At 63.8% G+C, this 21,327-nt stretch carries 26 protein-coding genes; 11 read left to right on the top strand and 15 right to left on the bottom strand.

Going from position 1 to position 21,327, the window contains the following annotated elements; genetic code table 11:
- Positions 1–102: 102 nt before the first annotated feature.
- The 3 genes from V1293_RS31365 to ggt form a co-directional block, all read right to left on the bottom strand.
- Positions 103–1,083 (bottom strand): D-2-hydroxyacid dehydrogenase family protein, encoded by a 981-nt coding sequence (locus tag V1293_RS31365; protein WP_334515035.1) that lies wholly within the window; start codon positions 1,081–1,083, stop codon positions 103–105.
- A 26-nt stretch (positions 1,084–1,109) separates the two neighbouring features.
- Complete coding sequence (locus V1293_RS31360; RefSeq protein WP_334516999.1) at positions 1,110–1,499, bottom strand: FKBP-type peptidyl-prolyl cis-trans isomerase; 390 nt, start codon at positions 1,497–1,499, stop codon at positions 1,110–1,112.
- Positions 1,500–1,608: 109 nt separating this feature from the next.
- Positions 1,609–3,195 carry a gamma-glutamyltransferase gene (gene ggt / locus V1293_RS31355; protein ID WP_334515034.1) on the bottom strand — a complete coding sequence of 529 codons (1,587 nt, stop codon included), beginning with the start codon at positions 3,193–3,195 and terminating at the stop codon, positions 1,609–1,611.
- A gap of 206 nt (positions 3,196–3,401) precedes the next feature.
- Between ggt and trhO the strand changes: the two genes are divergently transcribed.
- On the top strand, positions 3,402–4,154 hold the full coding sequence (trhO, locus tag V1293_RS31350; RefSeq protein ID WP_334515033.1) for an oxygen-dependent tRNA uridine(34) hydroxylase TrhO: 753 nt from the start codon (positions 3,402–3,404) through the stop codon (positions 4,152–4,154).
- Positions 4,147–4,362, top strand: coding sequence for a SlyX family protein (locus tag V1293_RS31345; protein WP_334515031.1), 216 nt, complete (start codon positions 4,147–4,149; stop codon positions 4,360–4,362). The genes trhO and V1293_RS31345 overlap by 8 nt, the downstream gene beginning before the upstream one ends.
- 8 nt (positions 4,363–4,370) lie before the next feature.
- Here the strand turns inward: V1293_RS31345 and V1293_RS31340 are convergent, their stop codons facing one another.
- A complete protein-coding gene (locus V1293_RS31340; RefSeq protein ID WP_334515030.1) occupies positions 4,371–4,592 on the bottom strand; it encodes a hypothetical protein in 222 nt (73 codons plus the stop codon).
- 138 nt (positions 4,593–4,730) lie between these two features.
- Between V1293_RS31340 and hemE the strand changes: the two genes are divergently transcribed.
- Positions 4,731–5,777: a uroporphyrinogen decarboxylase gene (gene hemE, locus V1293_RS31335; RefSeq protein ID WP_334515029.1), complete on the top strand. Its 1,047-nt coding sequence runs from the start codon at positions 4,731–4,733 to the stop codon at positions 5,775–5,777.
- A gap of 131 nt (positions 5,778–5,908) precedes the next feature.
- On the opposite strand, the gene V1293_RS31330 is transcribed toward hemE, so the two are convergent.
- From V1293_RS31330 to V1293_RS31320, 3 genes are all read right to left on the bottom strand, one after another.
- Positions 5,909–7,522: a GMC family oxidoreductase gene (locus V1293_RS31330; RefSeq protein WP_334515028.1), complete on the bottom strand. Its 1,614-nt coding sequence runs from the start codon at positions 7,520–7,522 to the stop codon at positions 5,909–5,911.
- Positions 7,523–7,609: 87 nt separating this feature from the next.
- Complete coding sequence (locus V1293_RS31325; RefSeq protein WP_334515026.1) at positions 7,610–8,392, bottom strand: enoyl-CoA hydratase; 783 nt, start codon at positions 8,390–8,392, stop codon at positions 7,610–7,612.
- Entirely contained in the window at positions 8,389–8,829 is a 441-nt protein-coding gene (locus V1293_RS31320) for a MarR family winged helix-turn-helix transcriptional regulator (RefSeq protein ID WP_334515024.1), read from the bottom strand. The genes V1293_RS31325 and V1293_RS31320 overlap by 4 nt, the downstream gene beginning before the upstream one ends.
- A 219-nt stretch (positions 8,830–9,048) precedes the next feature.
- Between V1293_RS31320 and V1293_RS31315 the strand changes: the two genes are divergently transcribed.
- The 8 genes from V1293_RS31315 to V1293_RS31280 are packed head-to-tail and all read left to right on the top strand — an operon-like array spanning position 9,049 to position 15,764.
- The gene (locus tag V1293_RS31315) at positions 9,049–9,777 is read left to right on the top strand and encodes a GntR family transcriptional regulator (RefSeq protein ID WP_334515022.1); all 729 of its coding nucleotides are present in this window, start codon (positions 9,049–9,051) and stop codon (positions 9,775–9,777) included.
- A 49-nt stretch (positions 9,778–9,826) separates the two neighbouring features.
- Complete coding sequence (locus V1293_RS31310) at positions 9,827–10,798, top strand: ABC transporter substrate-binding protein (protein WP_334515019.1); 972 nt, start codon at positions 9,827–9,829, stop codon at positions 10,796–10,798.
- A 9-nt stretch (positions 10,799–10,807) separates the two neighbouring features.
- A complete protein-coding gene (locus V1293_RS31305) occupies positions 10,808–11,560 on the top strand; it encodes an ABC transporter permease (protein ID WP_334515016.1) in 753 nt (250 codons plus the stop codon).
- Positions 11,539–12,336 carry an ABC transporter ATP-binding protein gene (locus V1293_RS31300; RefSeq protein ID WP_334515014.1) on the top strand — a complete coding sequence of 266 codons (798 nt, stop codon included), beginning with the start codon at positions 11,539–11,541 and terminating at the stop codon, positions 12,334–12,336. Before V1293_RS31305 ends, V1293_RS31300 begins: the two co-directional genes overlap by 22 nt.
- 7 nt (positions 12,337–12,343) lie before the next feature.
- Positions 12,344–13,144, top strand: coding sequence for an ABC transporter permease (locus V1293_RS31295; protein ID WP_334515012.1), 801 nt, complete (start codon positions 12,344–12,346; stop codon positions 13,142–13,144).
- Between the two features lie 11 nt (positions 13,145–13,155).
- Positions 13,156–13,821 (top strand): polysaccharide deacetylase family protein, encoded by a 666-nt coding sequence (locus tag V1293_RS31290; RefSeq protein ID WP_334515011.1) that lies wholly within the window; start codon positions 13,156–13,158, stop codon positions 13,819–13,821.
- The gene (locus tag V1293_RS31285) at positions 13,818–14,687 is read left to right on the top strand and encodes a fumarylacetoacetate hydrolase family protein (protein WP_334515010.1); all 870 of its coding nucleotides are present in this window, start codon (positions 13,818–13,820) and stop codon (positions 14,685–14,687) included. The genes V1293_RS31290 and V1293_RS31285 overlap by 4 nt, the downstream gene beginning before the upstream one ends.
- A 36-nt stretch (positions 14,688–14,723) precedes the next feature.
- Positions 14,724–15,764 carry a uroporphyrinogen decarboxylase family protein gene (locus V1293_RS31280; protein WP_334515009.1) on the top strand — a complete coding sequence of 347 codons (1,041 nt, stop codon included), beginning with the start codon at positions 14,724–14,726 and terminating at the stop codon, positions 15,762–15,764.
- Here V1293_RS31280 and V1293_RS31275 read toward each other — a convergent pair.
- From V1293_RS31275 to V1293_RS31240, 8 genes are all read right to left on the bottom strand, one after another.
- Complete coding sequence (locus tag V1293_RS31275; RefSeq protein ID WP_334515008.1) at positions 15,761–16,378, bottom strand: nuclear transport factor 2 family protein; 618 nt, start codon at positions 16,376–16,378, stop codon at positions 15,761–15,763. The genes V1293_RS31280 and V1293_RS31275 overlap by 4 nt on opposite strands.
- A gap of 6 nt (positions 16,379–16,384) precedes the next feature.
- Positions 16,385–16,654 carry a hypothetical protein gene (locus V1293_RS31270; RefSeq protein WP_334515007.1) on the bottom strand — a complete coding sequence of 90 codons (270 nt, stop codon included), beginning with the start codon at positions 16,652–16,654 and terminating at the stop codon, positions 16,385–16,387.
- Positions 16,651–17,631, bottom strand: a complete 981-nt coding sequence (locus V1293_RS31265; RefSeq protein ID WP_334515005.1) for a DUF2778 domain-containing protein — start codon at positions 17,629–17,631, stop codon at positions 16,651–16,653. The genes V1293_RS31270 and V1293_RS31265 overlap by 4 nt, the downstream gene beginning before the upstream one ends.
- 189 nt (positions 17,632–17,820) lie before the next feature.
- Positions 17,821–18,246 carry a DOPA 4,5-dioxygenase family protein gene (locus tag V1293_RS31260; protein WP_334516997.1) on the bottom strand — a complete coding sequence of 142 codons (426 nt, stop codon included), beginning with the start codon at positions 18,244–18,246 and terminating at the stop codon, positions 17,821–17,823.
- A gap of 72 nt (positions 18,247–18,318) precedes the next feature.
- Positions 18,319–18,879, bottom strand: coding sequence for a carboxymuconolactone decarboxylase family protein (locus V1293_RS31255; protein WP_334515003.1), 561 nt, complete (start codon positions 18,877–18,879; stop codon positions 18,319–18,321).
- Positions 18,880–18,975: 96 nt separating this feature from the next.
- Positions 18,976–19,509: a VOC family protein gene (locus V1293_RS31250; protein ID WP_334515002.1), complete on the bottom strand. Its 534-nt coding sequence runs from the start codon at positions 19,507–19,509 to the stop codon at positions 18,976–18,978.
- A gap of 210 nt (positions 19,510–19,719) precedes the next feature.
- Positions 19,720–20,940 carry a cytochrome P450 gene (locus V1293_RS31245; protein ID WP_334514999.1) on the bottom strand — a complete coding sequence of 407 codons (1,221 nt, stop codon included), beginning with the start codon at positions 20,938–20,940 and terminating at the stop codon, positions 19,720–19,722.
- Between the two features lie 63 nt (positions 20,941–21,003).
- Positions 21,004–21,213: a ferredoxin gene (locus V1293_RS31240; RefSeq protein ID WP_065753306.1), complete on the bottom strand. Its 210-nt coding sequence runs from the start codon at positions 21,211–21,213 to the stop codon at positions 21,004–21,006.
- Positions 21,214–21,327: the final 114 nt, after the last annotated feature.

Here is a 21,327-nt window from a genome sequence, read left to right as displayed (position 1 = left end):
CGCAAACCAGAAGATTAAGGGGGCCTGCGGCGCATGGGCGCCCCGGTTTTCGTCATGGCCGGGGGCGTCCCTCGCCCACCCACGCCCCTCGCGCTTGCCGCATCAGCGCCGTCTGGACATCACATCCGGATTGACGACATTTGTCGGCGTTCCCGCGGCATAGGCCAGGATCTGGTCAAAAATATCCGTGAACTGGATTTCGTATTCATCGCGCGAGACGTAGCCGAGATGCGGCGTGCAGACCACGTTGTCCATGGTCAGCAGCGGATCGTTGACGTCGCGGAGCGGTTCCTTCTCATAGACATCGATCGCCGCCATGCCGGGCCTGCCGGCGCGCAACGCATCGACCAGCGCGTTCGGCTCGATCAACGGCGCTCGGCTGGTGTTGACCAGGAGCGCCGAGGGTTTCATGCGCGCGAGGTCTTCTGCCTTGACGATGCCGCGCGTGGCGTCGACCAGGCGCATGTGCAGCGAAAGCACGTCGCATCGTTCGAAGAAATCAGCCTTGGAGCTTGCGGTCTCGTAACCATCGGATCGCGCCTTCGCGAGCGCAGGCTCGCGCGCCCACACCAGCACGTTCATGCCGAACGCCTTGCCGTAGCCGGCGACGACGGCGCCGATCCGCCCATAGCCGTAGATGCCGAGCGTCTTGCCGCGCAGGGTATGGCCGACGCCGATCTGCCATTTGCCGGCTTTCAGCGCCGCCATCTGCTGCGGAATGGCGCGCATCGCCGCCAGGATCAGGCCCCAGGTGAACTCGGCGGTCGCGTAAGACGGCGTGTCGGCGTGCTGGCCCGATGACACGACGATGCCGAGCCGGGTGCAGGTGTCGATGTCGATGTGCGGATAGACGCTGCGCTGGCTGATCAGTTTCAGTTTCGGCAACCGCTCCAGAAGCGGCGTGCGTATGTGCGTACGCTCCCGGATCAGCACCAGCGCTTCGGTATCGCGCAGACGCTCCGAAAGCTGGTCGACATCCTGGACGTGATCGTTCCAGATCGTGACGTCATGCCCGGCCAGCTTGCGAAAGCAGTCGAGGGTGCGCAGCGTGTCGAAATAATCGTCGAGGATCGAGACTTTCACGATGCGCCTTCCCCGTCAGTGCGCGGTCACTTCACCGCCAGCAATTCGACGTCGAACATCAACGTCGCATTCGGCGGGATGACGCCGCCGGCGCCGCGCGCGCCGTAACCGAGCGCGGGCGGAATGATCAGCGTGCGCTTGCCGCCGACTTTCATAGAGGCGACACCCTCGTCCCAGCCGGCGATTACCTGACGCTGGCCGATCGGAAATTCGAACGGCTCGTTGCGGTCCACGGAGGAGTCGAACTTCTTGCCCTTCTGGCCGTTCTCGTAGAGCCATCCGGTGTAATGCATGACGCAAGTCTGGCCGGACTTCGGCGAGGCGCCGGTGCCGACCTTGCTGTCGATGATCTGCAAGCCTGAAGCTGTGGTCATGGGTTTTCCTGCGGTCTGGGCCGAAGCCATCTGCATGGCAATCGGCGTGGCAACCGCGGCCGCCACGGCGGCGCATGCGGTCCGGATGATCGTGCGTCGGGAGAAGCGCATCTGTTGAACCTCTTCTTGGAGAGATGGAGCTTCTAGACGCTCAATAGCCCAGCGCGCAACCGTCCTTGCGGGGATCGGAGCCGCCGGTCAGCGTACCCTTGTCCCAGTCGATCCAGATCGCCTGGCCACCGCCGAGCGGACCGACCACGCTGGTGGTCTTGTGGCCGATCTTCTTCAGGCCCTCGACGATGGCGGCAGGCACGCTGTCCTCGAGCTGGTAGACGCCCTCGTAATGCAGGCCACGCGGCATATCGATGGCTTCCTGCACGTCGCAGCCGTAGTCGAGAATGTTGGTCAGCACATGGCTCTGCCCCACCGGCTGATACTGACCGCCCATCACGCCGAACGGCATCACCGCGCGGCCGTTTTTGGTGGCGAGTGACGGAATGATCGTATGCAGCGGCCGCTTGCCCGGCGCAATGCAGTTGGGATGGCCGGGCTGAATCCGGAAACCGCCGGCGCGGTTCTGCAGGAGGATGCCGGTCTTGTTGGACACGATCGCCGAGCCGAACGAATGCGCGATCGAATTGATGAACGAGCAAACGTTGCGGTCCTTGTCGACCACGGTGATGTAGACGGTGGACGGATTCATCGGCGGCGCGACGTTCGGCAGATCGAGCAGGCGGTCCATCCTAATGTTCTTGATGTGCTCGTCGGCAAATTCCCTGGCGAGGATGCCGGCGACATCGACATGAACATGCTGCGGATCGGCGACGTGCTGCTCGCGCATCATGTAGGCGATGCGCGCAGCTTCCGCCTCGAGATGGAAGCGCTCGACGCTGAGCGCTGGAAACTTCGTCAGGTCGAAGCGGGAGAGGATGTTCAGCATCACCAGCATGGTGATGCCAGGACCGTTCGGCGGGCACTGCCAGACATCGTGGCCCTTGTACATCGTGCCGATCGGCGAGGTCGTTTCGGTGGAGTGCGCGGCGAAATCTTCCAGCGTGTGCAGGCCGCCGATGCCGCGCAGCGTCTCCACCATGTCGGCCGCGATTTCGCCGGTGTAGAACGCATCGCGGCCGTTCTTCGCAATCGCGCGCAGGGTCTTGCCCAATTCCGGCTGGCGGATCACGTCGCCGGCCACCGCTGGCTTGCCATGCGACAGCAGATAGCGCTCGGTGTTGGTGCCATTCTTCAGCTTCTCGAACTGGTTCTTCCAGTCGAAGGCGATGCGGGGGGCAACGACATAACCTTCCTCGGCGGCCTTGATCGCGGGCTGCAGCAGGGTGTCGAGCCCCATCTTGCCGTGGTCGCGCAGGATCGTATCCCAGGCGTCGATCGCGCCGGGAATGCTCACCGCGTGGGCCGAGGTCAGCGGCACCGAATGGATCTTGCGTTCGAGATACCATTCGGCCTTGGCCGCCATCGGCGCGCGGCCGGAGCCGTTATAGGCCACGATCTTGCCCTCGCCCTTCGGCTGGATCAGCGCAAAACAATCGCCGCCGATGCCGGTCGATTGCGGCTCGATGACGCCGAGCAGCGCGCAGGCCGCGACTGCGGCATCCGCCGCGGTGCCACCCGCACGCATCACGTCGATCGCGGTCAGCGCGGCCTCCGGGTGCGACGTCGCCACCATCGCGTTCTGGGCATGGACCGTGGAGCGGCCGGCGAAATGGAAATTCCTCATCGCGAGTGCTTTCTTTTCAGCGTTTCTTCAATATTTCTTGGGCATCCCGCTGGGGAGGGCATCGGGCAGGTTTACGGACGGTTCTTGGCATATTCATCCCCGGCGAGGCAATGGCTGGCATGCCAAGGCGACGTCAGAGGCAATGCGCGGAATATGCAGGGCTTTACGGGGTATCCCCTGACCGGCCGGCCTGATAAACGGTCGCCATGCCGCTCAAGGTCGCCGCCCTCTATCAATTCGCCGCGCTGCCGGACTTCCGGGAGCAGCGCGAGCCGGTGCGCGCGCTTGCCGCGGGCCTCGGACTGAAGGGCAGCGTGCTGCTGGCGCATGAGGGCATCAACGGCACGGTTGCGGGCGGCGACGAGGGCATCGACGCATTCGTTCGCGAGTTGCAGCATGGCGCGCTTTTCGGCGGCCGGCTCGACCATCTCGAACTCAAGTTTTCAAGCGCTTCCGAGATGCCGTTCCAGCGCCTGAAGGTCCGCCTGAAAAAGGAAATCGTAACGCTCGGCGATACTGCCGTCGATCCGACGCGACAGGTCGGCACCTATGTCGAGCCGTCGGACTGGAACGAACTGATATCAGCGCCCGACACGCTCGTCATCGATACCCGCAACGCCTTCGAGGTGGCGATGGGGACATTCGAAGGGGCGGTCGATCCCGGTCTGAAGAGCTTTGGGCAGTTCAAGGAATTCGCCGCGCAGCAACTCGACCCGGCGAAGCACAAGAGGATCGCGATGTTCTGCACCGGCGGCATCCGGTGCGAAAAGGCCAGCGCCTATCTGCTGGCGCAAGGCTTCAACGAGGTCTATCACCTCAAGGGCGGCATCCTGCGCTATCTCGAAGGCGTGCCGCAAGAAGAGAGCCGCTGGCGCGGCGAATGTTTCGTGTTCGACGAACGCGTGGCGCTGGATCATGGCCTGTGGCAGCGACAAACGAACGATGGCTCCGATGAGTGATGTCGACGCACTGAACGAGCGCATCGACGCGCTGGAAATGCGACTGACCTATCAGGATGTGACCATCGAGACGCTAAACCAGACGATCACCGCACAGTGGGTCGAGATCGACAGGCTGACGCGCCAGGTCGCTGAACTGAAGGAGCGCCTTCGGGAAGCCGAAAGCAACGCGCCGGGCCCGGTGAATGAGCCGCCGCCGCATTACTGAGATTTGCGTCAGCGGAAGACGGCGCGGACCTTGTCCCACAGCGTTTCGTTTGCGCGATCGCCGTCGGCTTTCGACGGCGCCGGTTGCGCGGCGCTCACGGGGTCGGACGCCGGAAACGTGTCGACCAGCCCGGCCTCGAGCTTCTCGTGGATTTCCCGGTCGGCCTTCCGCGCTTCACGGGGATCTTCGGCGTGCTTGTCATGCGCCGCTGGATTGAATTTCTCAGCCATCGGGGGCCTCCATGGATGAGATAACGGCGCGGTTTTACGCCAGTTCCACATTTCGCTCCGGTATCTCTCCTTGGCCCGGGGGGAACCTGCGTGTATCAGAGGCGCAAATCTCTCCGTCGTCCCGCAGGAACCTTTCGATTGTCCCAGAAATCCGCCGTGAAACCTTTTATCGAAGTGCTGACCGGCCGCAGGCAGAAGGTGCCGCCTGCGTGGATGATGCGTCAGGCTGGCCGCTATCTCCCCGAATATCGCGAGCTACGCGCCAAGGCCGGGAGTTTTCTCGACCTCTGCTTCACGCCGGAATATGCCGCCGAGGTGACGCTGCAGCCGATCCGCCGTTTCAACTTCGACGCCGCTATCATCTTTTCCGACATTCTCGTGATCCCCTATGCGCTCGGCCGCTCCGTACGCTTCGAGGCCGGTGAAGGCCCACGGCTCGATCCGCTGGATACGCCGGAGCAAGTGTCGATGCTGGCACGCGCGGCCGATTTCGAAAAACTGGAACCTGTCTATGAAGCGTTGCGCCGCGTGCGCCGCGACCTCGCACCCGACATCGCGCTGATCGGCTTCTGCGGCGCGCCGTGGACAGTCGCGACCTACATGGTAGCCGGACAAGGCACGCCCGACCAGGCGCCGGCGCGGATGATGGCCTATCGTCATCCGGAGGCGTTCGCTGAAATCATCGACGTGCTGGTGGAGAATTCGATCCAGTATCTGCTTGGCCAACTCAAGGCCGGCGCGGACGCGTTGCAGATCTTCGACACCTGGGCCGGCGTATTGCCGCCGCGTGAATTCGAGCGCTGGTCGATCGAGCCCGCGCAACGCATCGTCGCCGGCGTGCGCGCGAAAGCGCCTGACGCCAAGATCATCGGCTTTCCACGCGGCGCCGGCGCGCTGCTGCCGGCCTATGTGGAGGCTACCGGCGTCAACGCGGTCAGCATCGATTGGGCGGCCGAGCCTTCCATGATCCGCGAGCGCGTGCAAAGCCGCGTCGCGGTGCAGGGCAACCTCGATCCGCTGGTGCTGATCGCGGGCGGCGCCGCGCTCGATCGCGCCGTCGACGACGTGCTGGCGAACTACGCGCAAGGGCGGCTGATCTTCAACCTCGGCCACGGCATCGCGCCGGAAACCCCGATCGCCCATGTCGAGCAGATGCTGAAGCGGGTGCGGGCGTACAGGGGATAACAAAGACCGTCATACCCGCGAAGGCGGGTAGCCAGTAATCGCCGGCCTCAGTTTGAATCGAGACGCCACGGCGTACCGGATCATCCGCCTTCGCGGATGATGACATCGGCGTTTGCCGCTGGCGTCGTTGCCTACCGCGCGTCCTCCAGAATCATATCCGACGCCTTTTCCGCGATCATGATGGTCGGCGCGTTGGTATTGCCCGACATCAAGTCCGGCATAACAGACGCATCGACCACGCGCAGGCCTTCGATGCCGCGCACGCGCAAGCGCTGGTCGACGACGGCGAGCGCATCGCTGCCCATGCGGCAGGTTGAGGTCGGGTGATAGACCGTGCTGCCGGTGCGGCGGCAGAAGTCCAGCAATTCGTCGTCGCTCTGCACTTTCGGACCGGGATCGACCTCTCCGACCGCGTAGGCCTTCAGCGCGGGTGCTGCGAGAATCCGCCGCAGAATGCGGATGCCATCGATGAAGGCGCGGCGATCGGTTTCGGTTGCGAGATAATTGATGCGGATTTCCGGCGGCACGGAAGCATCGGCGCTTTTGATGCGCAGCGAGCCGCGGCTCTCGGGACGCAACTGGCAGACCGATGCGGTGAAGCCGGAGAGCGCGTGAAGCTTCTCGCCCATCTTGTCGGTCGAGAACGGCAGGAAATGAATCTGGATATCGGGCGAGGCCAGCCGCGGGCTGGTCTTGAAGAAGGCGCCCGAAGTACCGGCGGCAATCGTCAGCGGTCCCTTGCGCAAGGCGGCGTACTGAATGCCCGCCATCACCCGGCGCACCGGATTGTTGACGACGTCGTTGAGCGTCACCTTCTGCGCGCAGCGCGTGATCAGCCGGACCTGCATGTGGTCCTGCAGATCGTTGCCGACGCCGGGCGCGTCGAGCACGATCTCGATGCCGTGCTGCTTTAAGAGATCGGCCGGTCCCACGCCCGAGAGCTGCAGCAATTGCGGCGAGTTATACGCGCCGCTGGAGACCAGGATTTCCTTGCACGCCCGCGCCGTGCGCACGCGGCCTTCCTGCTTGTATTCGACCGCTTTGGCGCGACGCCCTTCGAATAGAATGCGCTGCGCCAGCGCCGAAGTCTCGACGTGCAGATTGCTGCGGCTCCTTGCCGGACGCAGATAGGAGAACGCCGTGCTGGCGCGTCGACCGCGACTTGTCGTGGTCTGAAAAAATCCCGCGCCTTCCTGGGTCGCGCCGTTGAAATCGGGATTGGTCGGAATGCCGGTTTCCGCGGCGGCAACCACAAAGGCTTCCGACAACGGATCGTGGTGCCGCCAGTCCGACACCGGCAGCGGCCCATCCGCGCCGTGGTATTTGTCGGGACCGCGCTGCTGGTTCTCGGCCTTCCTGAAATAGGGCAGCACATCGTCATAGCCCCAGCCGGCATTGCCGCGCTGGCGCCAGCGATCGTAATCCTCATGCTGGCCCCGCACATAGAGCAAGCCGTTGATCGAGCTCGAACCGCCGAGCACTTTTCCGCGCGGCTGAAACACCTGCCGGCCGTTCAAGCCCGGCTCCGGCTCGGTCTGGTACATCCAGTTGACGGATTTTTCCTTGAACAGTTTTCCGTAGCCGAGCGGCACATGGATCCAGAGATTGCTGTCTTTCGGTCCGGCCTCCAGCAGCAACACGGAATGTTTGCCGTCGGCACTCAGGCGATTGGCGAGCACACATCCGGCCGAGCCGGCGCCGACGATGACGTAGTCGAATTCGGAAGCGTCATTGTTCTTGTTCATTTGTTTCCCCGCACGCAACCCGAAACAGGTAGCGGGACCGTCACGGGCGGTCAATTGCCTCCCGGGCGCGGGCGGGAGAGAAGGCGGTTACGCCAGCTGTTTTGCGAGTTTCAAGAAGTCCGGTGGCCGGCGTTCGGCGAACGCGACGAAAGCCTCACGCGCCTCGGCGGTTTTCAGACGTGCCGCGAACTGCTCGCTTTCCGCCTTGATCTGCGCCATCAGAAGCTCCGGATTGCGCATCAGCCGCTTCGTTGTGCTGACAGCACCCGCCGGTTGTTTCGCCAGCCGGGACGCGAGCGCTGTTGCTTCCGCGTCGAGTTTGTCCAGCGGCACCACCCGGTTGGCGAGCCCCCAGGCGAACGCGGACCTGGCATCGACGGCTTCACCGAGCGCGAACATTTCGAAAGCGCGCGCGTAGCCGATGCGGAGCGGCATCAACAGGCTGGAAGAGGCTTCCGGCACCAATGCCAGATTGACGAACGGCGTTGAAAGCAGCGCATTCTCGGCCAGCACGACCAGATCGCAATGCAGCAGCATCGTGGTGCCGATGCCGACGGCGCGTCCGTGAACGGCTGCGACCAGAGGACGGCTCGATTTAGCGAGCGCCTGCAGGAAACGTCCGACATGCCGCTCGCCCTGAACCGCGCCTGTTGCAATGGCGGCGAACTCGCCGACGTCGTTGCCGGCGGTGAACATGTCGCCCTCGCCGCGGATCAGGAGGACGCGGACGGATGGATCGCTCTCCGCGCCTTCGATTGCGTCGGCCAGAGCGCCGTACATCGCATTGGTCAGCGCGTTCTTCTTGTCGGGCCGCGCCATCGTCAGGCTCAAAATCCCGTCGCTCTTCTCGATCTTGATGTGCTCGGTCATTCGTCTTCTCCTCTGGGAAATCTGGTTTGCATAGTGGTGAGCCAGCGCGCGACAATATTGATCTCGGCGTCGCTGAATCCGTCCGTGAGGCGCGCGTTGATTTCGGCAAGGCCCGCCTTCGACTGCGCCAGCGCGGTGCGGCCGGCCGGCGTCAGCCAGAGCCGCCACGCCCGTCCGTCATCCGGATCGGCGCGCCGCCTGATCAGGTTCACCGCCGTCATCCGGTCGACGAGTCCGCTGATGCCGGGAGGACCGAGGTCGAGCGCCGCGCCCGCCTCGCCCATCAGCACGCCGTCGCGCTGGCCCAGGACGAACAGCAACCCGGACTGCGCGGCCGTGACCCCGCTCTGCTGGGTCTGCGCCGCGATCCAGCGCTGCAGCCGGCGCTGCGCGACGCTGAGCAGGAAGACCAGCCGGTGCTCGCGACAGGCGGTCACCTGAAAAACGGGCTCGAGAATTTATTTCGCATGCGAACTATCTACGTCGGCGCCGGTAAGTTGTCACGGTGAATTTTGGGACCAGGCGCCGCTTGATAATCGAGACAGCCATCGACCCGGGTTGGCCAACGGGCCAGGAATCATAGCCTGAGCAGCAGGTTAGAGAAAAAATCGATTTTCGATTGACGATATCGTCTTCCCTCGCCAAGCTGCGCCGCCATGAGCAGCATCGGGTTGAGTTTTGGTGAGAGCCTTGCCGACGAACGGCCCCGAAGCCTGACGTCTGCCGTTCAGGAGCGGCTGCGCGCGGACATTCTTTCGACCCGGCTGCTGCCCGGCCAGAAGCTGCATATCGCCGGCCTCGCCAAGCAGTTTTCGGTCAGCCTCGCGGCGGTACGCGAGGCGCTGTCGCGGCTGGTCGCCGACGGGCTGGTGCAGGCATCCGACCAGCGCGGCTTTCGCGTCAGCCCGGTATCGCCTGCGGACCTTCGCGATGTGACGCAAACCCGCGTCGATATCGAAGGGCTGGCGCTGCGGCGCTCGATCGAGCACGGCGACGCGGCATGGCTTGCGGCGGTGGAGAAGTCGTTCGTGGCGCTCTGCGCCGTTCCCCACACCTATCCCGACGATCCGACCCATCACTATGAGGAATGGGTGGTGCGGCATCGCGTCTTCCACCGCACGCTGGTGAACGCCTGCGGCTCGCAATGGCTGCTCGGGTTTCGCGATGTGCTGCATGAGCAGAGCGAGCGGTATCGAAGGCTCGCGATCCGGCGCAACAGCGAAAAATCCCGCAACGTCGAGGCCGAACACGCGGCAATCGTGCAGGCCACACTCAAGCGCGACGCCGATGCCGCGGTCGCGGCGCTCTCGAAGCATTTCATGACGACCATGCAGCTCGTTGAGCTCGCCACGCCAAAAACTTTGGGAGGTGGCGACGCCGCCTGATCGATCGAAGGCCAAACCAATCAAGAAAAAACAAAAGGGAAACGTCACAATGAAGATCACGCGACGCCACATCCTGGCAACCATCACGGCAGCCGCCGTGCTCGGCGCATCAGCCGCTGTGCAGGCTGCCGACACCGTCCGCATCGGGCTTCCGACAAAAACCTATTGGCCGACCACGATCGCAGAAACCGCGGTACGCCAAAAACTGTTCGAGAAGGAAGGCATCGCGGCGGAGCTTACGATCTATCGCGGCGGCGCAGAGACGTTCGAGGCGATGGCGGCCGGCGCCGCCGACGTCATTCTCGACGCCACCTCGCTGGTATCGGCCGGACGCAAGAAAGGCGTGAACTCCAAGGTGCTCGCCAGTGCCGCCACGGGCTATTACGGCTGGCAATTGATGACGCTTTCGAAATCGACGCTCGGCGTCAAGGATTTGGTCGGCAGGAAGGTCGCCATCACCTCCGCGGGCTCCGGCTCCGACCTGCTGGCGCTGTGGACCCAGCAGGACAAGAAGATCGAATTCACCCGCGTGCCCGTCGGCGGCGGCGGACTGGTGCCGAACCTGCTCGCCGGCAATGTCGATGCCGCCGTGGTCTATTCGCCGCTGAGCTTCCAGATCTTAAAATCGGGCGAAGCGCGCACCATCCTCGACTTCTCCAAGGAGGTGCCGCCGAACCTCGCCGCCGGCTGGATCGCGCTCGACAAATACGTGCAGGACAAGCCGCAGATGGTGCAGAAGACGTTGAACGCGCTCTATGGGGCGCTGATGTTCATGCGCGCCAACAAGGACGCCTCCGTCAAGTTGATCACCGAGCTCTATGAAATTCCCGCCGAGATCGCGGCGCTGGAGTATGAGCACACCATCATGAAGCTGGAAACCGACGGCAGCATGGAGGGTGCGAAGATTCCGGAGCAGCTCCAGCTCGCGCTCGACATGGCCAAGGCCGGCGGCATGAAGGACCTTGGGCCTGCCGCCGAGATCATCTCGACGCAGTTCAAGCCGGTTCCGACCAGACCCTGAGGCGGCGCGATGCGCGGATTAGGCGTAAAGGCGGCACGGGTCGCCATCGTGGTGGCGCTGTTTGCGATATGGGAAATGCTGTCGCGGGCCGGCATCGTCAATCCGCGCCTGCTTCCCTCCGCGTCCGACACGCTGGCAACGTTGGGCGATCTGCTGCAGCGGGCGAGCGTGCGCAAGGACCTCGCCGTCACCGCGACCGAGGTAGTGACCGCGTTCGCGCTCGCTGTTCCCGTCGGCGCGCTGATCGGCTTCCTGATCGCGGAGAACCGCTACTTTGCCGACGTGGCAAAGCCGCTGCTGTTCTTCGCCTTCAGCATCCCGAAGTCGATCTTCCTGCCGATGTTCATCCTGGTGTTCGGGGTCGGCTTTTCGCAAAAGGTCGGCTTCGGGTTCTTCTCGACCATCTTCATCGTGATCATGTCGACCACGACAGCGGTGGAGTCGGTCAAGGTCGAGCATCTGACGGTTGCCCGCTCGTATGGCGCCACGCCCATGCAGACCGCGTTTCGCGTCTATCTGCCGAGCATGCTTCCCGTCCTGCTGGAGGCGCTGCGGATCTCGATGATCTTCAATCTCACCGGCGTCATCCTCGCCGAAATGTACGCCTCGCGCGACGGCATCGGCCATCAGATCGCGACCTGGGGCGAAAACTTCCAGATGAAGCAATTGCTGGCCGGCGTGGTGATGATCGCGGCCATCGCGATTGCCTTCAACGAACTGGTCAGATGGGTGGAAACACGATGCAGCCATTGGCGAACATAACCCCGCTGAAGCCGGCCGGCGCGATCGAGGTCCGCAATGTCGGGCAGGTCTTCAAGACCACGACGCAGGACGTCGTCGCGCTGGAAGACGTTTCGCTCGACGTCAAACCCGGCCGTTTCGTCGTGCTGGTCGGCCCGAGCGGCTGCGGCAAGTCGACGCTTCTGATGATGATGGCCGGGCTGCGCCAGCAGACATCAGGCACGATTACCATCAGCGGCGCGCCGATCCCCGAGCCCGACCCGAACCGCGTTGGCGTGGTGTTCCAGGAAGCCAGCCTGTTTCCCTGGCTGACAGCGGAAGAGAATGTCGAGTTTCCGCTGGCGCTGCGCGGCGTCACCAGGAGCGATCGCCGTGCCAGGGCGCAGGATGCGCTAAAACTCGTCGGCCTCGACGGCTTCGGCAAGCGCCATCCGCACGAACTATCCGGCGGCATGAAGCAGCGCGTCTCGATCGCGCGCGGGCTGGTGCAGGACCCGCCGGTGCTGCTGATGGACGAACCGTTTGCAGCCCTCGACGAACAGACCCGCATGACCATGGGCGACGAACTGCTGCGGATCTGGGCCGCCACCGGCAAGACGGTAGTGTTCGTCACCCACAGCCTGACGGAAGCGGTCTATCTCGCCGACGAGGTGATCGTGATGTCGCCGCGGCCCGGCCGCATCGTCGATCATCTGCAGGTCTCGCTGCCGCGCCCGCGCACCTATGAGATGCTGAGCGGCGACACGTTCGGCAGCCTGCGCGACCGCATCTGGCGGCACATCCGCAAATCGGCATGAGGCTGACATGACCGCGACAACGCTTCGGAGACTAATCGTGATCGGCCTGATCGCGCTGTGGGAAATCCTGCCGCGCACGGGCCTCATTCCCGAGCTGTTCCTGCCGTCGCTGTCCTCGACGCTTGCAGCCGGATGGAACGAGGCCGGCGAATACGGACACGCGCTTGCCGTCACGCTCTACGAGGTCGCGATCTCGATGGCGTTCGCTTGCGGCGGCGGCATCCTGCTCGGCGCCATCGTCGGTAGCCTGCCGCGGCCGCGTATCCTGATCATGCCGATGGTATCGAGCCTCTACGCGGTGCCGCTGGTCATCCTCTATCCCGTCTTCACGGTGTGGCTCGGCATCGGCTCGGAATCCAAGATCGCCTTCGCCTCGATCTACGGCTTCCTGCCGACGATGCTCGCGACCGCCGCCGGGATCCAGACCATCGATCCGCAGCTATTGCTCGCCGCCCGCAGCATGGGCGCGACGCTGAGCCAGCGGCTGGTTCGCGTCATCATTCCGGCGGCAATCCCGACCGTGCTGTCGGGGCTGCGCGTCGGCGGCGCGCTTGTGATCGTCGGCGTCGTGGTATCGGAAATGCTGATCTCATCCGCCGGCATCGGCTATCTGATCTCGCGCTACCGCACCATTCTCGACAGCCCGCACGTCTTCGCCGGCGTTCTCCTGGTGCTGGCGATGGCGATCGCCTTCAACGCCGCGATCAAGTGGATCGAGCGCAAGGCGGCGATCTGGCAGACGGGGTCACGCGCCGGCCAGCGCGCCGCCGATGAGATCACCGCCGACGCCATTCAGCCTGCGACCTGACGGAGGGCTGCGTGTTCGACCTGACGCTGACATTCGACAATGGTCCCGAGCCCGGCGTGACGCCGCGCGTGCTCGATACCTTACGCGAACGCGGCATCAAGGCGACCTTCTTCGTGATCGGCGAGAAGCTTGGCGACCCCGAACGCCGCCGGCTTGCGGCGCGGGCCCATGACGAAGGCCACTGGATCGGCAATCACACTTTTACACACACGGTGCCACTTGGGCAGCAACACGATCCCGATGCGGCACAGCATGAGATCGGCCGGACGCAGGCCGCGATCGGCGACCTCGCGCACCCACAGCGCTGGTTCCGGCCGTTCGGCGGCGGCGGCAATCTCGACGAGCGGTTGTTGAAGCCTTCCGTCGTCGAATACCTCACGCGCAACAAGCATAGCTGCGTGCTCTGGAACGCGATCCCGCGCGACTGGGACGATCCGGACGGCTGGACCGACCGAGCCCTGGAGCAGTGCCGGTCGCAGCCGTGGAGCCTGATGGTGCTGCACGATCTGCCCAGCGGCGCCATGGATCACCTCGAACGCTTTATCGACCGCGCAGGGAAAGCCGGCGCGCGTTTCCATCAGGACTTTCCGCCCGATTGCGTTCCGATCCGTTCGGGCGAGATCGTACGATCCATCGAACCCTATGTGTCCTCTATCGAAGAAGGTACCGAAGAATGAAGATCGCGAGTTTCAAGGCAGGTCCGACGGCAACATACGGCCTGGTAACAAATGCCGGCATCATCGACGCCGGCAAGCGGCTGAAGGCGCATCCAACGTTGAAGTCGCTGCTCGCAAAGGGATCGCTCGACGAACTGAAGGCATTGCAGGCCGAACGTCCCGACTACGCCTTCGCCGAAATCGAGTTGCTGCCGACCGTTCCCGATCCGGACAAGATCTTCTGCATCGGCGTCAACTACGCCACGCATCTCGCCGAAAGCGGCCATCCCACCCCGCCGCACCCGATGATCTTCACCCGCTTTGCCAACAGCCAGGTCGGCGGCGGCCAGCCGATGATCCGGCCGCTGGAGTCGGAGCGATTCGACTATGAGGGCGAGATGGCCGTCATCATCGGCAAGGCCGGCCGCCGTATTTCGCGTGAGGCGGCGCTCGCGCATGTCGCGGGCTATGCCTGTTACAATGACGGCAGCATCCGCGACTGGCAGCGCCATACCTCGCAATTCGCACCGGGCAAGAATTTTGTGGGTACCGGCGGATTCGGACCGTGGATGGTCACGACGGATGAAATCCCCGACATCAGCAAGCAGACCATCGCCACCCGCCTCAACGGCGTCGAGGTGCAGGCCGCACCGATCTCGGACCTCGTGTTCGATGTCCCTGCCCTGATCGCCTATTGCTCGACCTTCACCGAACTCGTCCCCGGCGACGTCATCGTGACCGGCACCACCGGTGGCGTCGGCGCCTACCGCACGCCGCCGCTCTGGATGAAGGATGGTGACGTGGTCGAGGTCGAGGTCTCCGGCATCGGCGTGCTGCGCAATCCGGTCAGGGATGAGGTTGCGGCCGCGGCAACGCGCGCCGCCTGAATTGAGCGGGAAAATAACAAGAGCAAGGAGATACTCATGAACCTGCCGAAGCACCTGCTGCCGACCACTGTTGTCGGCAGCTACCCGCAGCCGGAATGGCTGGTCGATCGCGCGATGCTGTCGAAGGTGGTGCCGCGCACGCGCATGCATGCGATGTGGCGGCTTCCGGCCGAGCACCTGCAGGAAGCGCAGGACGACGCCACCATCGTCGCGATCAGGGACATGGAGCGGGCCGGCATCGACATCGTGACCGACGGTGAAATCCGCCGCGAGAGCTACTCCAACCGTTTCGCGACGGCGCTCGAAGGCATCGACGACGAAAATCCGGCGATGATTACGTCGCGCAGCGGGCACCAGACGCCGGTGCCGCGCGTGGTCGGCCCGGTGAAGCGCCGCGGGCCGGTCGAGCTGCACGACATGGAGTTCCTGCGCCAGAATACCGATCGCGCGGCCAAGATCACGCTGCCCGGCCCGTTCACGATGAGCCAGCAGGCCAAGAACGAATTCTATGAGGATGACGAGGAACTGGCGATGGCGTTCGCCGCCGCCGTCAACGCCGAAGCGCTCGACCTGCAAAAGGCCGGCGCCGACGTGATCCAGCTCGACGAGCCCTGGGTACGCAACAATCCAGATTTGGCGCGCCGCTATGCGGTGAAGGCGATCAATCGCGCGCTCGAGGGCATCACGGTGCCGACCGTGGTGCATCTGTGCTTCGGCTATGCCGCTGTCGTGCCCGGCTCGACCAAGCCGGCCGGCTATTCCTTCCTCGCCGAACTCGCCGACACCAGCGCCGAGCAGATTTCGATCGAGGCGGCGCAGCCGAAGCTCGATCTCGGCGTGCTCAAGGATTTATCGTCGAAGAAGATCATGCTCGGCGTGCTCGACCTCGGCAATCCCGAGATCGAATCCGCCGATGTCGTGGCCGACCGGATCCGCAACGGGCTCAAGCACGTCGCCGCGCACCGCCTTGTCGTCGCCCCCGATTGCGGCATGAAATACATGCCGCGCCAAGTCGCGTTCGGAAAACTGAAGGCGATGTGCGACGCAGCCGCCGCCGTTCGCAGGGAGATCAGCTAAAGAGAGCTAAGCGGCTTGCCCTGCAGCCAAGCCGCTCCGCGCGCGTACAAGGCCTCGACTTCAGGCCCCTTCAGGCCGGGCATATCGCGCTTCACCGTGTAACCGATGCGGGTCTGCAGATAAGCGAGGTGCCGGTAGCCGGGCGGAAACTGCACGAGCAGCGCCCTGTCGAGAACGGGCGCGGTACCTGGCGTGACGGGGTCCATGCGATCCTTCTCATAGATCGGCTGCCGCAGCACGATGCCCCAGCGCCCCTCGCGCTTTTCAAGGAAGTCGTAGAATCGTCCCGTGCAGAGCACGTCGCACAACACGCCCTCGACCTCGGCGCGCTGCGAGATCGTCATCTTGGTCTGCGAGATGGCGCGGTCTCCGGCGAGGTCGACCGAGATGCCACCGAGGAAATGCAGGATGCTGACGCCCTTGGCCCAGGCCTGCTTGCTGATTTCGATGAACTCGTCGCCGGTGCCCTGTGTCCAGGTCGCCATCATGCGGCCGTCGGGATGCCAGACGGTGCGGAAACGCTCCCAGTCGCCGGCATCGCGCCAGATCGCCCAGTTCTGCAGCAATTCGCGGATCAGGCGGTCGTCTTCAATTTCGCTGCCGCTTCGGGGCATGGGGCCTCACAACAGCTTCGCGCGGACGAACAGCGCACGCAGGGCGTTGGTCGCCTGCACGGTCAGCATCGCGTTATCAGCGGCGCCCTGCAGCGCGTGCACGGCATCGGCATGCAGCGCGCGGAATTCGATCCATTCGACCGAGCTGAGGTTGGTTATGAAACGATAGGCCTGACCAACGGTCCCGATCGACACCGTCTTGCCGTTCAGGTTGATCTTGAATACCGCACGCAGCGGTGTGTCGGAATCGGCGGCATCGCCTGCGACTGCGCTCATGACGGGGACGGTGAGCGCCGCGACGCAGTGAGGCCTTCGCGCAGGCTCGGCACCACGACAAGGCGCTTGACGTCGCCGTTCTGATACGCCGCCAGGAACCTGTCATAGTCCTTGATCGAGACGCAGCCGTTCGAATCGCCGTTGGGGCCGAGCAGATAGCTGTGCACCAGCAGGCCCGTTCGCCCGTGCATTTCGTTTTCGCCCACGGGAGTCATGCGCAGCGCCGCGACACCATGAAACAGTTTTTCACGCGGCTTGAGGTCGTAGACGTTCGGCGGCGTCGCGCCGACCATACGCTGGTCGACACGCGCGGGATCGTCCATCAGGCTGCCGAGACCGGAATGCGCCTCCAGCTTGGTGCCGTTCGGCAGGTAAACGGCGCGGGCCGAAATGTCGTAGACCGCCGTCTGACCGTCGTAGCCCAGCGCCGTCAGATCCTTTCGCTCGCCGAGCAACCCGTCCCCCGGCGTCAGCGACGCCAGCGAGAAGCGCATCGGCACCAGATCGGCGAGCTTCTCGAACATGGTGCGGTTATCAGACGAAACCGGCGGCGGATCGCCCCTCATCGACTGAAGATTGGCCAGGACCGGCCGGGCTCGTGGCAGCGGGATTGCCGCCTCGACCGTCGGGGCGGGCGGCTCGGGCTGAACGTTCTGCTCCTCACGCGATTGTCCGCCCAACTGGCTTTCGATGTGCCCGAACTCCGCATCGAAATTCGAACGGGCGGCGGGACGCCAGGGGTAATTGATGGCCAGCGAACGGCGCACCGAGCCCGGACCGAAGCGCTCGTCGAACGAGGGCGTGCTGCCGACATTCGCGGATGCGGGATTGATCCAGGCGGCCAGGTCGAAATCGATTACCCAGGCGGCCAGTCCCAGCGCCGTGGCGAACGCCGCTGCGCCGAATGCCGCCTCACGGCACAATCGGGTACGGCGGCTCGAAGCAAGCCCGGCTGCGCTGGTCGTCTTTCTATCCATCCGTCCCCGGCTCGGCGCTTCGGAATCACGTCTGATTCCTAATGGATTCACCGAATAAGTCCCACCATAATGCAAATCAAAGTAAGGCATAATCGAGACAAGCGCTCGCCGCCATCATGACCGGCCAAATCCACGGATTCAAGCCATGTAATGGTAAACCCGGCCGGGATTCCAAAGGCGAGGCCCCGCTCAGGGCCGCAGAACCGGATTGGTATTCGGCGCGGGCGCCTCTTCCATCTCGGCGTGCTCCGGCAGCTTGTCGGCGTGCACGGCGAGTACCGGCCCGATCCAGATCGGATCGGCGAGATGGTCCCGGCGCGGGTTGGTGGTGTTCGGGTGGACCAAAACGCTCAATTTGCCATGATTGAGCATCAGCCAGGGCACCAGCTCCGGGAATACCTCCCGGGCGAAGGCCACCTGGTACATGGCCTGGTCGTGCGGGCCGACCTTGACGTCGTGCCAGCGCCCGAGCGTGACCGAGAAGCGCTCGCCGATCCAGGCGCGCAACTGCTCGGCCTCGGCCCGCGTCGTCGCCGGATCGTAGTAGATATGGGCGTGGTAGCTCGCGATCTCGCGTAACGGTCGCGGACCGCCCGTCCCCGGCTCACCCGTCATTGCACCCTCCGCGCCATCGTTGCCCTTGAACCCGATGATCGCTGCAACCGGCGGCGGGGTCAATGTGCGGCATCAGCCCGACCGCTTCTTGCTGCCCTCGAAGACGGTCATACCGGCGGCAGGGTCGAGGTCAACCTCGGTTGCCTCCGTCAAGCGCGCCATCGTCATGTAGAACCCGATCGCGAGGATCGATTCGACGATCTCCTGCTCGCTGAAATGCTGGCGCATTGCGGCGAAGACCGGTGCGGCAACGCGCACGTTCTCGATGACTTCCCGGCCGAACGCCAGCAGCGCCTTTTCGGCGGCATTGAAGGCGGCGTCCTCGTATTTGCCTTGCTCGATGCAGTCGATCTGTTTTTGCGTGACACCGACGCCAAGCGCGATCGGAACATGCTGCCGCCACTCATAGACACCATGCTCCCACTGCGCGACCTGGAGGATCAGCAGTTCGCGATTGACGTGGCTTAGCTTCTGGCGGTGCAGGATTGAATTGGCGAACCGCATCGCCGGAATGAAATTGGCCTCGGCATGCGCCATCATTTTGAAGATGTTCAGCACGACCGGCATCCTGTCAAAGGACGCGCGCATGTCGCCGCTGGTTGCCGCCGGGTCGATCAGGGGAATTCTTGCCATTCGTATTCCTTACGTCGCTGTTTCTTCTTGCCGTCATCGCGGACGCTTCCGCGCTCAGGCCGTAACTTACTTCACAGTAGCCGGGGCGCGCATCGCTCAGCGTCCGCCGACTTGGCGGATGGGATCGGAGCCGTCCCAGCCGGCGGCGACCTTGCGGATGTGCTCGAAGAAACTCCCCTTGCTGCCGCTGATGTCTGAGATCTCGACCACGGTGCCGGGATGGGCTTGCGTATCGAAATAAGCGAAGCGGCCCTTCTCGCCGCCGATTTGGCCTTCATGTCCGATCCTGTAGCCAAGCGACAGCGCGCGGTCATAGAGGGCCTGATAATCACGGGTCCAGTACGACATGTGCTGCAAGCCTTCGCGGCCGGAATCGAGAAACTCCTTGTACATCGAGGGCGCGTCGTTGCGCTGCTGGATCAGCTCGATCTGAAGATCGCCGGAATTGGCGAGCGCCACGCTCATCTCCATGGCGGAGTCCTGGCCACGGTGGCGGAAGTAATCGGTCTTGACCTTGTCGATATAGTACCAGGGCCCGACACCCATCACATTGACCCAGTGATCCATGGCGGCGCGGATATCCCGCACGATATATCCGTTCTGGCAGACTGCACCAAAGATACGGCTCATGACGACCTCCCGTCTGTTTATCGGCGGTAAATTCTCCCCGCCTCTTGTTCTTCTTGATCCCACCGTTCGCGGATCGATCTGCCGCCGTCGATCACCAGCTCCGTACCGAAGACAGAGTCGCAAGCAACGCGACGATCGAGGTCAAGTAACCGCAGAACGCAAAAGGAGGGCCGAGACAGTCGGCCCTCCTCCGCTGCACCCGCCAGCGCGTCAGTTCGCCTTGCCGAACAGCATGGGCAACTGACGCGGGCCGCGCACGGTGCCTTCCGACCATGTGACCTTGCCGGCCGGATCGAGCCTGAAATCCGGAATCCGCTTCAGCCATTCCTCGATCGCAACCGTCATTTCCATCCGGGCGAGGTTGGAGCCGACGCAGCGGTGAATGCCGAGGCCGAACGCGGCGTGGCGATTTTCCTTGCGGTCGATCACCACCTTGTCGGCTTCGGGGAACATGGAGGGATCGCGGTTGGCGGCCGGGAACGACAGCAGCACCATGTTGCCGGGCTTGACCGGGCAACCGCTGATGGTCGTCTCCTTCATCACCTCGCGCGCCATCGTCACCGGCGAATAGGCGCGCAGCAGTTCCTCGACCGCCAGCGGCATCAGCTCGGGCTCCGCCACAAGCCGCTCGCGGTCCGACGGCGTCTTCGCCAGATGCCAGAGCGAAGAGCCGATCGCGCTCCAGGTGGTGTCGATGCCGGCGATCAGAAGCAGCCGCAGCGAACCCAGCACGTGCTCATCCGCCAGCGGGTTTCCGTCCTTGTCCTTCGCGTTCATCAGCGTCGAGATCAGGTCGTCGGTCGGATGCTTCTTGCGATGCTCGATATGGCCGGCGAAATAGCCGGTCATCTCTCTCACCGCTTCCATCAGCGCGTTGTCATCCTTGATGCCGAGTTCGAGGATGCCGTGAATCCATTTGATGAAGAGATCGCCGTCCTTCTCGGGAATCCCGAGCATGTGCGCAATGGCGCGGACCGGAACATGCTTGGTATAGCGCGCGGCGGCGTCGCATTTGCCGTCGGCAATGAACTCGTCTATCAGCTCGTTGCAGATGGCGCGAACCCGCGGCTCCAGCTTCTTCATCGCGTCCGGCGTGAACGGCGGCAACAGCAATTGCTTGGCAGGCTTGTGTTCGGGCGGATCGGAGGTGATCGGCGGCGCCCGCGCCGTGATTTCCGGGCGAACGTCGCGCACGATGACGCGCCGGGAAGAAAAGTTGTCGGTATCGTAGGAGATTTCCTTTACCGCCTGATAGGTGGTCGGCATGTAGCAGCCGAGGAAGCGCTCGGTGTGAACGACGGGCGAAGCCGCGCGCAATTTTTCCCAGATCGGAAATGGATTTTCCGTCCAGTTCGGATCGGTGTGGTCGAAATCGTTGACCCAGTCGGTGACCGGGGGATGTTCGGGCATGATGCTGGCGGAATCGGACATCGGAGCAATTCCTCTGCTTGGTTCGTTCAGATCCAGGTGGGCTACGTCGATCTCGGGACTGGATTATTCCTCGGTCACTTCGATCGCGATCTCGGGACAGTTGCTCTGGGCAAGCCAGGCCTTGTCTTCCAGGCCCTCGGGGACGGACCCGTCGCCGACTTCGTGCGCGTTGCCGAATTCGTCGAGGTCGAACAGTTCGGGTGCCAGTGACTTGCAGCGCGCGTGGCCCTGACATTTGTCCTGGTCGACGCGGATTTTCAGCTTTCCAGCCATAGCAGCGTTTCCCCTTTTGTGGCGCGCATTGTCTCGCGCGGTCTTCCTTCGGCGCAACGGCGCAGACCCGCCGGCTCACCGCGAAGTTATATCGTATTACATTCGCTTCGCCGT

The sequence above is a fragment of the Bradyrhizobium sp. AZCC 1693 genome (assembly GCF_036924745.1).
Taxonomy (GTDB): domain Bacteria; phylum Pseudomonadota; class Alphaproteobacteria; order Rhizobiales; family Xanthobacteraceae; genus Bradyrhizobium.
This window is presented reverse-complemented; position numbering and strand designations above follow the sequence as displayed.

What these genes read in the sequence shown, in the direction of transcription:
- V1293_RS31285 (WP_334515010.1), top strand. Translation starts at nt 13,818, where the DNA reads ATGAAGATCGCGAGTTTCAAGGCAGGTCCGACGGCAACATACGGCCTG.
- V1293_RS31240 (WP_065753306.1), bottom strand. Translation starts at nt 21,213, where the DNA reads ATGGCTGGAAAGCTGAAAATCCGCGTCGACCAGGACAAATGTCAGGGC.
- V1293_RS31345 (WP_334515031.1), top strand. Translation starts at nt 4,147, where the DNA reads ATGAGTGATGTCGACGCACTGAACGAGCGCATCGACGCGCTGGAAATG.
- V1293_RS31280 (WP_334515009.1), top strand. Translation starts at nt 14,724, where the DNA reads ATGAACCTGCCGAAGCACCTGCTGCCGACCACTGTTGTCGGCAGCTAC.
- V1293_RS31245 (WP_334514999.1), bottom strand. Translation starts at nt 20,940, where the DNA reads ATGTCCGATTCCGCCAGCATCATGCCCGAACATCCCCCGGTCACCGAC.
- V1293_RS31325 (WP_334515026.1), bottom strand. Translation starts at nt 8,392, where the DNA reads ATGACCGAGCACATCAAGATCGAGAAGAGCGACGGGATTTTGAGCCTG.
- V1293_RS31295 (WP_334515012.1), top strand. Translation starts at nt 12,344, where the DNA reads ATGACCGCGACAACGCTTCGGAGACTAATCGTGATCGGCCTGATCGCG.
- V1293_RS31255 (WP_334515003.1), bottom strand. Translation starts at nt 18,879, where the DNA reads ATGGCAAGAATTCCCCTGATCGACCCGGCGGCAACCAGCGGCGACATG.
- V1293_RS31270 (WP_334515007.1), bottom strand. Translation starts at nt 16,654, where the DNA reads ATGAGCGCAGTCGCAGGCGATGCCGCCGATTCCGACACACCGCTGCGT.
- V1293_RS31250 (WP_334515002.1), bottom strand. Translation starts at nt 19,509, where the DNA reads ATGAGCCGTATCTTTGGTGCAGTCTGCCAGAACGGATATATCGTGCGG.
- V1293_RS31260 (WP_334516997.1), bottom strand. Translation starts at nt 18,246, where the DNA reads ATGACGGGTGAGCCGGGGACGGGCGGTCCGCGACCGTTACGCGAGATC.
- V1293_RS31330 (WP_334515028.1), bottom strand. Translation starts at nt 7,522, where the DNA reads ATGAACAAGAACAATGACGCTTCCGAATTCGACTACGTCATCGTCGGC.
- V1293_RS31315 (WP_334515022.1), top strand. Translation starts at nt 9,049, where the DNA reads ATGAGCAGCATCGGGTTGAGTTTTGGTGAGAGCCTTGCCGACGAACGG.
- V1293_RS31265 (WP_334515005.1), bottom strand. Translation starts at nt 17,631, where the DNA reads ATGGATAGAAAGACGACCAGCGCAGCCGGGCTTGCTTCGAGCCGCCGT.
- V1293_RS31275 (WP_334515008.1), bottom strand. Translation starts at nt 16,378, where the DNA reads ATGCCCCGAAGCGGCAGCGAAATTGAAGACGACCGCCTGATCCGCGAA.
- V1293_RS31310 (WP_334515019.1), top strand. Translation starts at nt 9,827, where the DNA reads ATGAAGATCACGCGACGCCACATCCTGGCAACCATCACGGCAGCCGCC.
- trhO (WP_334515033.1), top strand. Translation starts at nt 3,402, where the DNA reads ATGCCGCTCAAGGTCGCCGCCCTCTATCAATTCGCCGCGCTGCCGGAC.
- V1293_RS31305 (WP_334515016.1), top strand. Translation starts at nt 10,808, where the DNA reads ATGCGCGGATTAGGCGTAAAGGCGGCACGGGTCGCCATCGTGGTGGCG.
- ggt (WP_334515034.1), bottom strand. Translation starts at nt 3,195, where the DNA reads ATGAGGAATTTCCATTTCGCCGGCCGCTCCACGGTCCATGCCCAGAAC.
- V1293_RS31300 (WP_334515014.1), top strand. Translation starts at nt 11,539, where the DNA reads ATGCAGCCATTGGCGAACATAACCCCGCTGAAGCCGGCCGGCGCGATC.
- V1293_RS31340 (WP_334515030.1), bottom strand. Translation starts at nt 4,592, where the DNA reads ATGGCTGAGAAATTCAATCCAGCGGCGCATGACAAGCACGCCGAAGAT.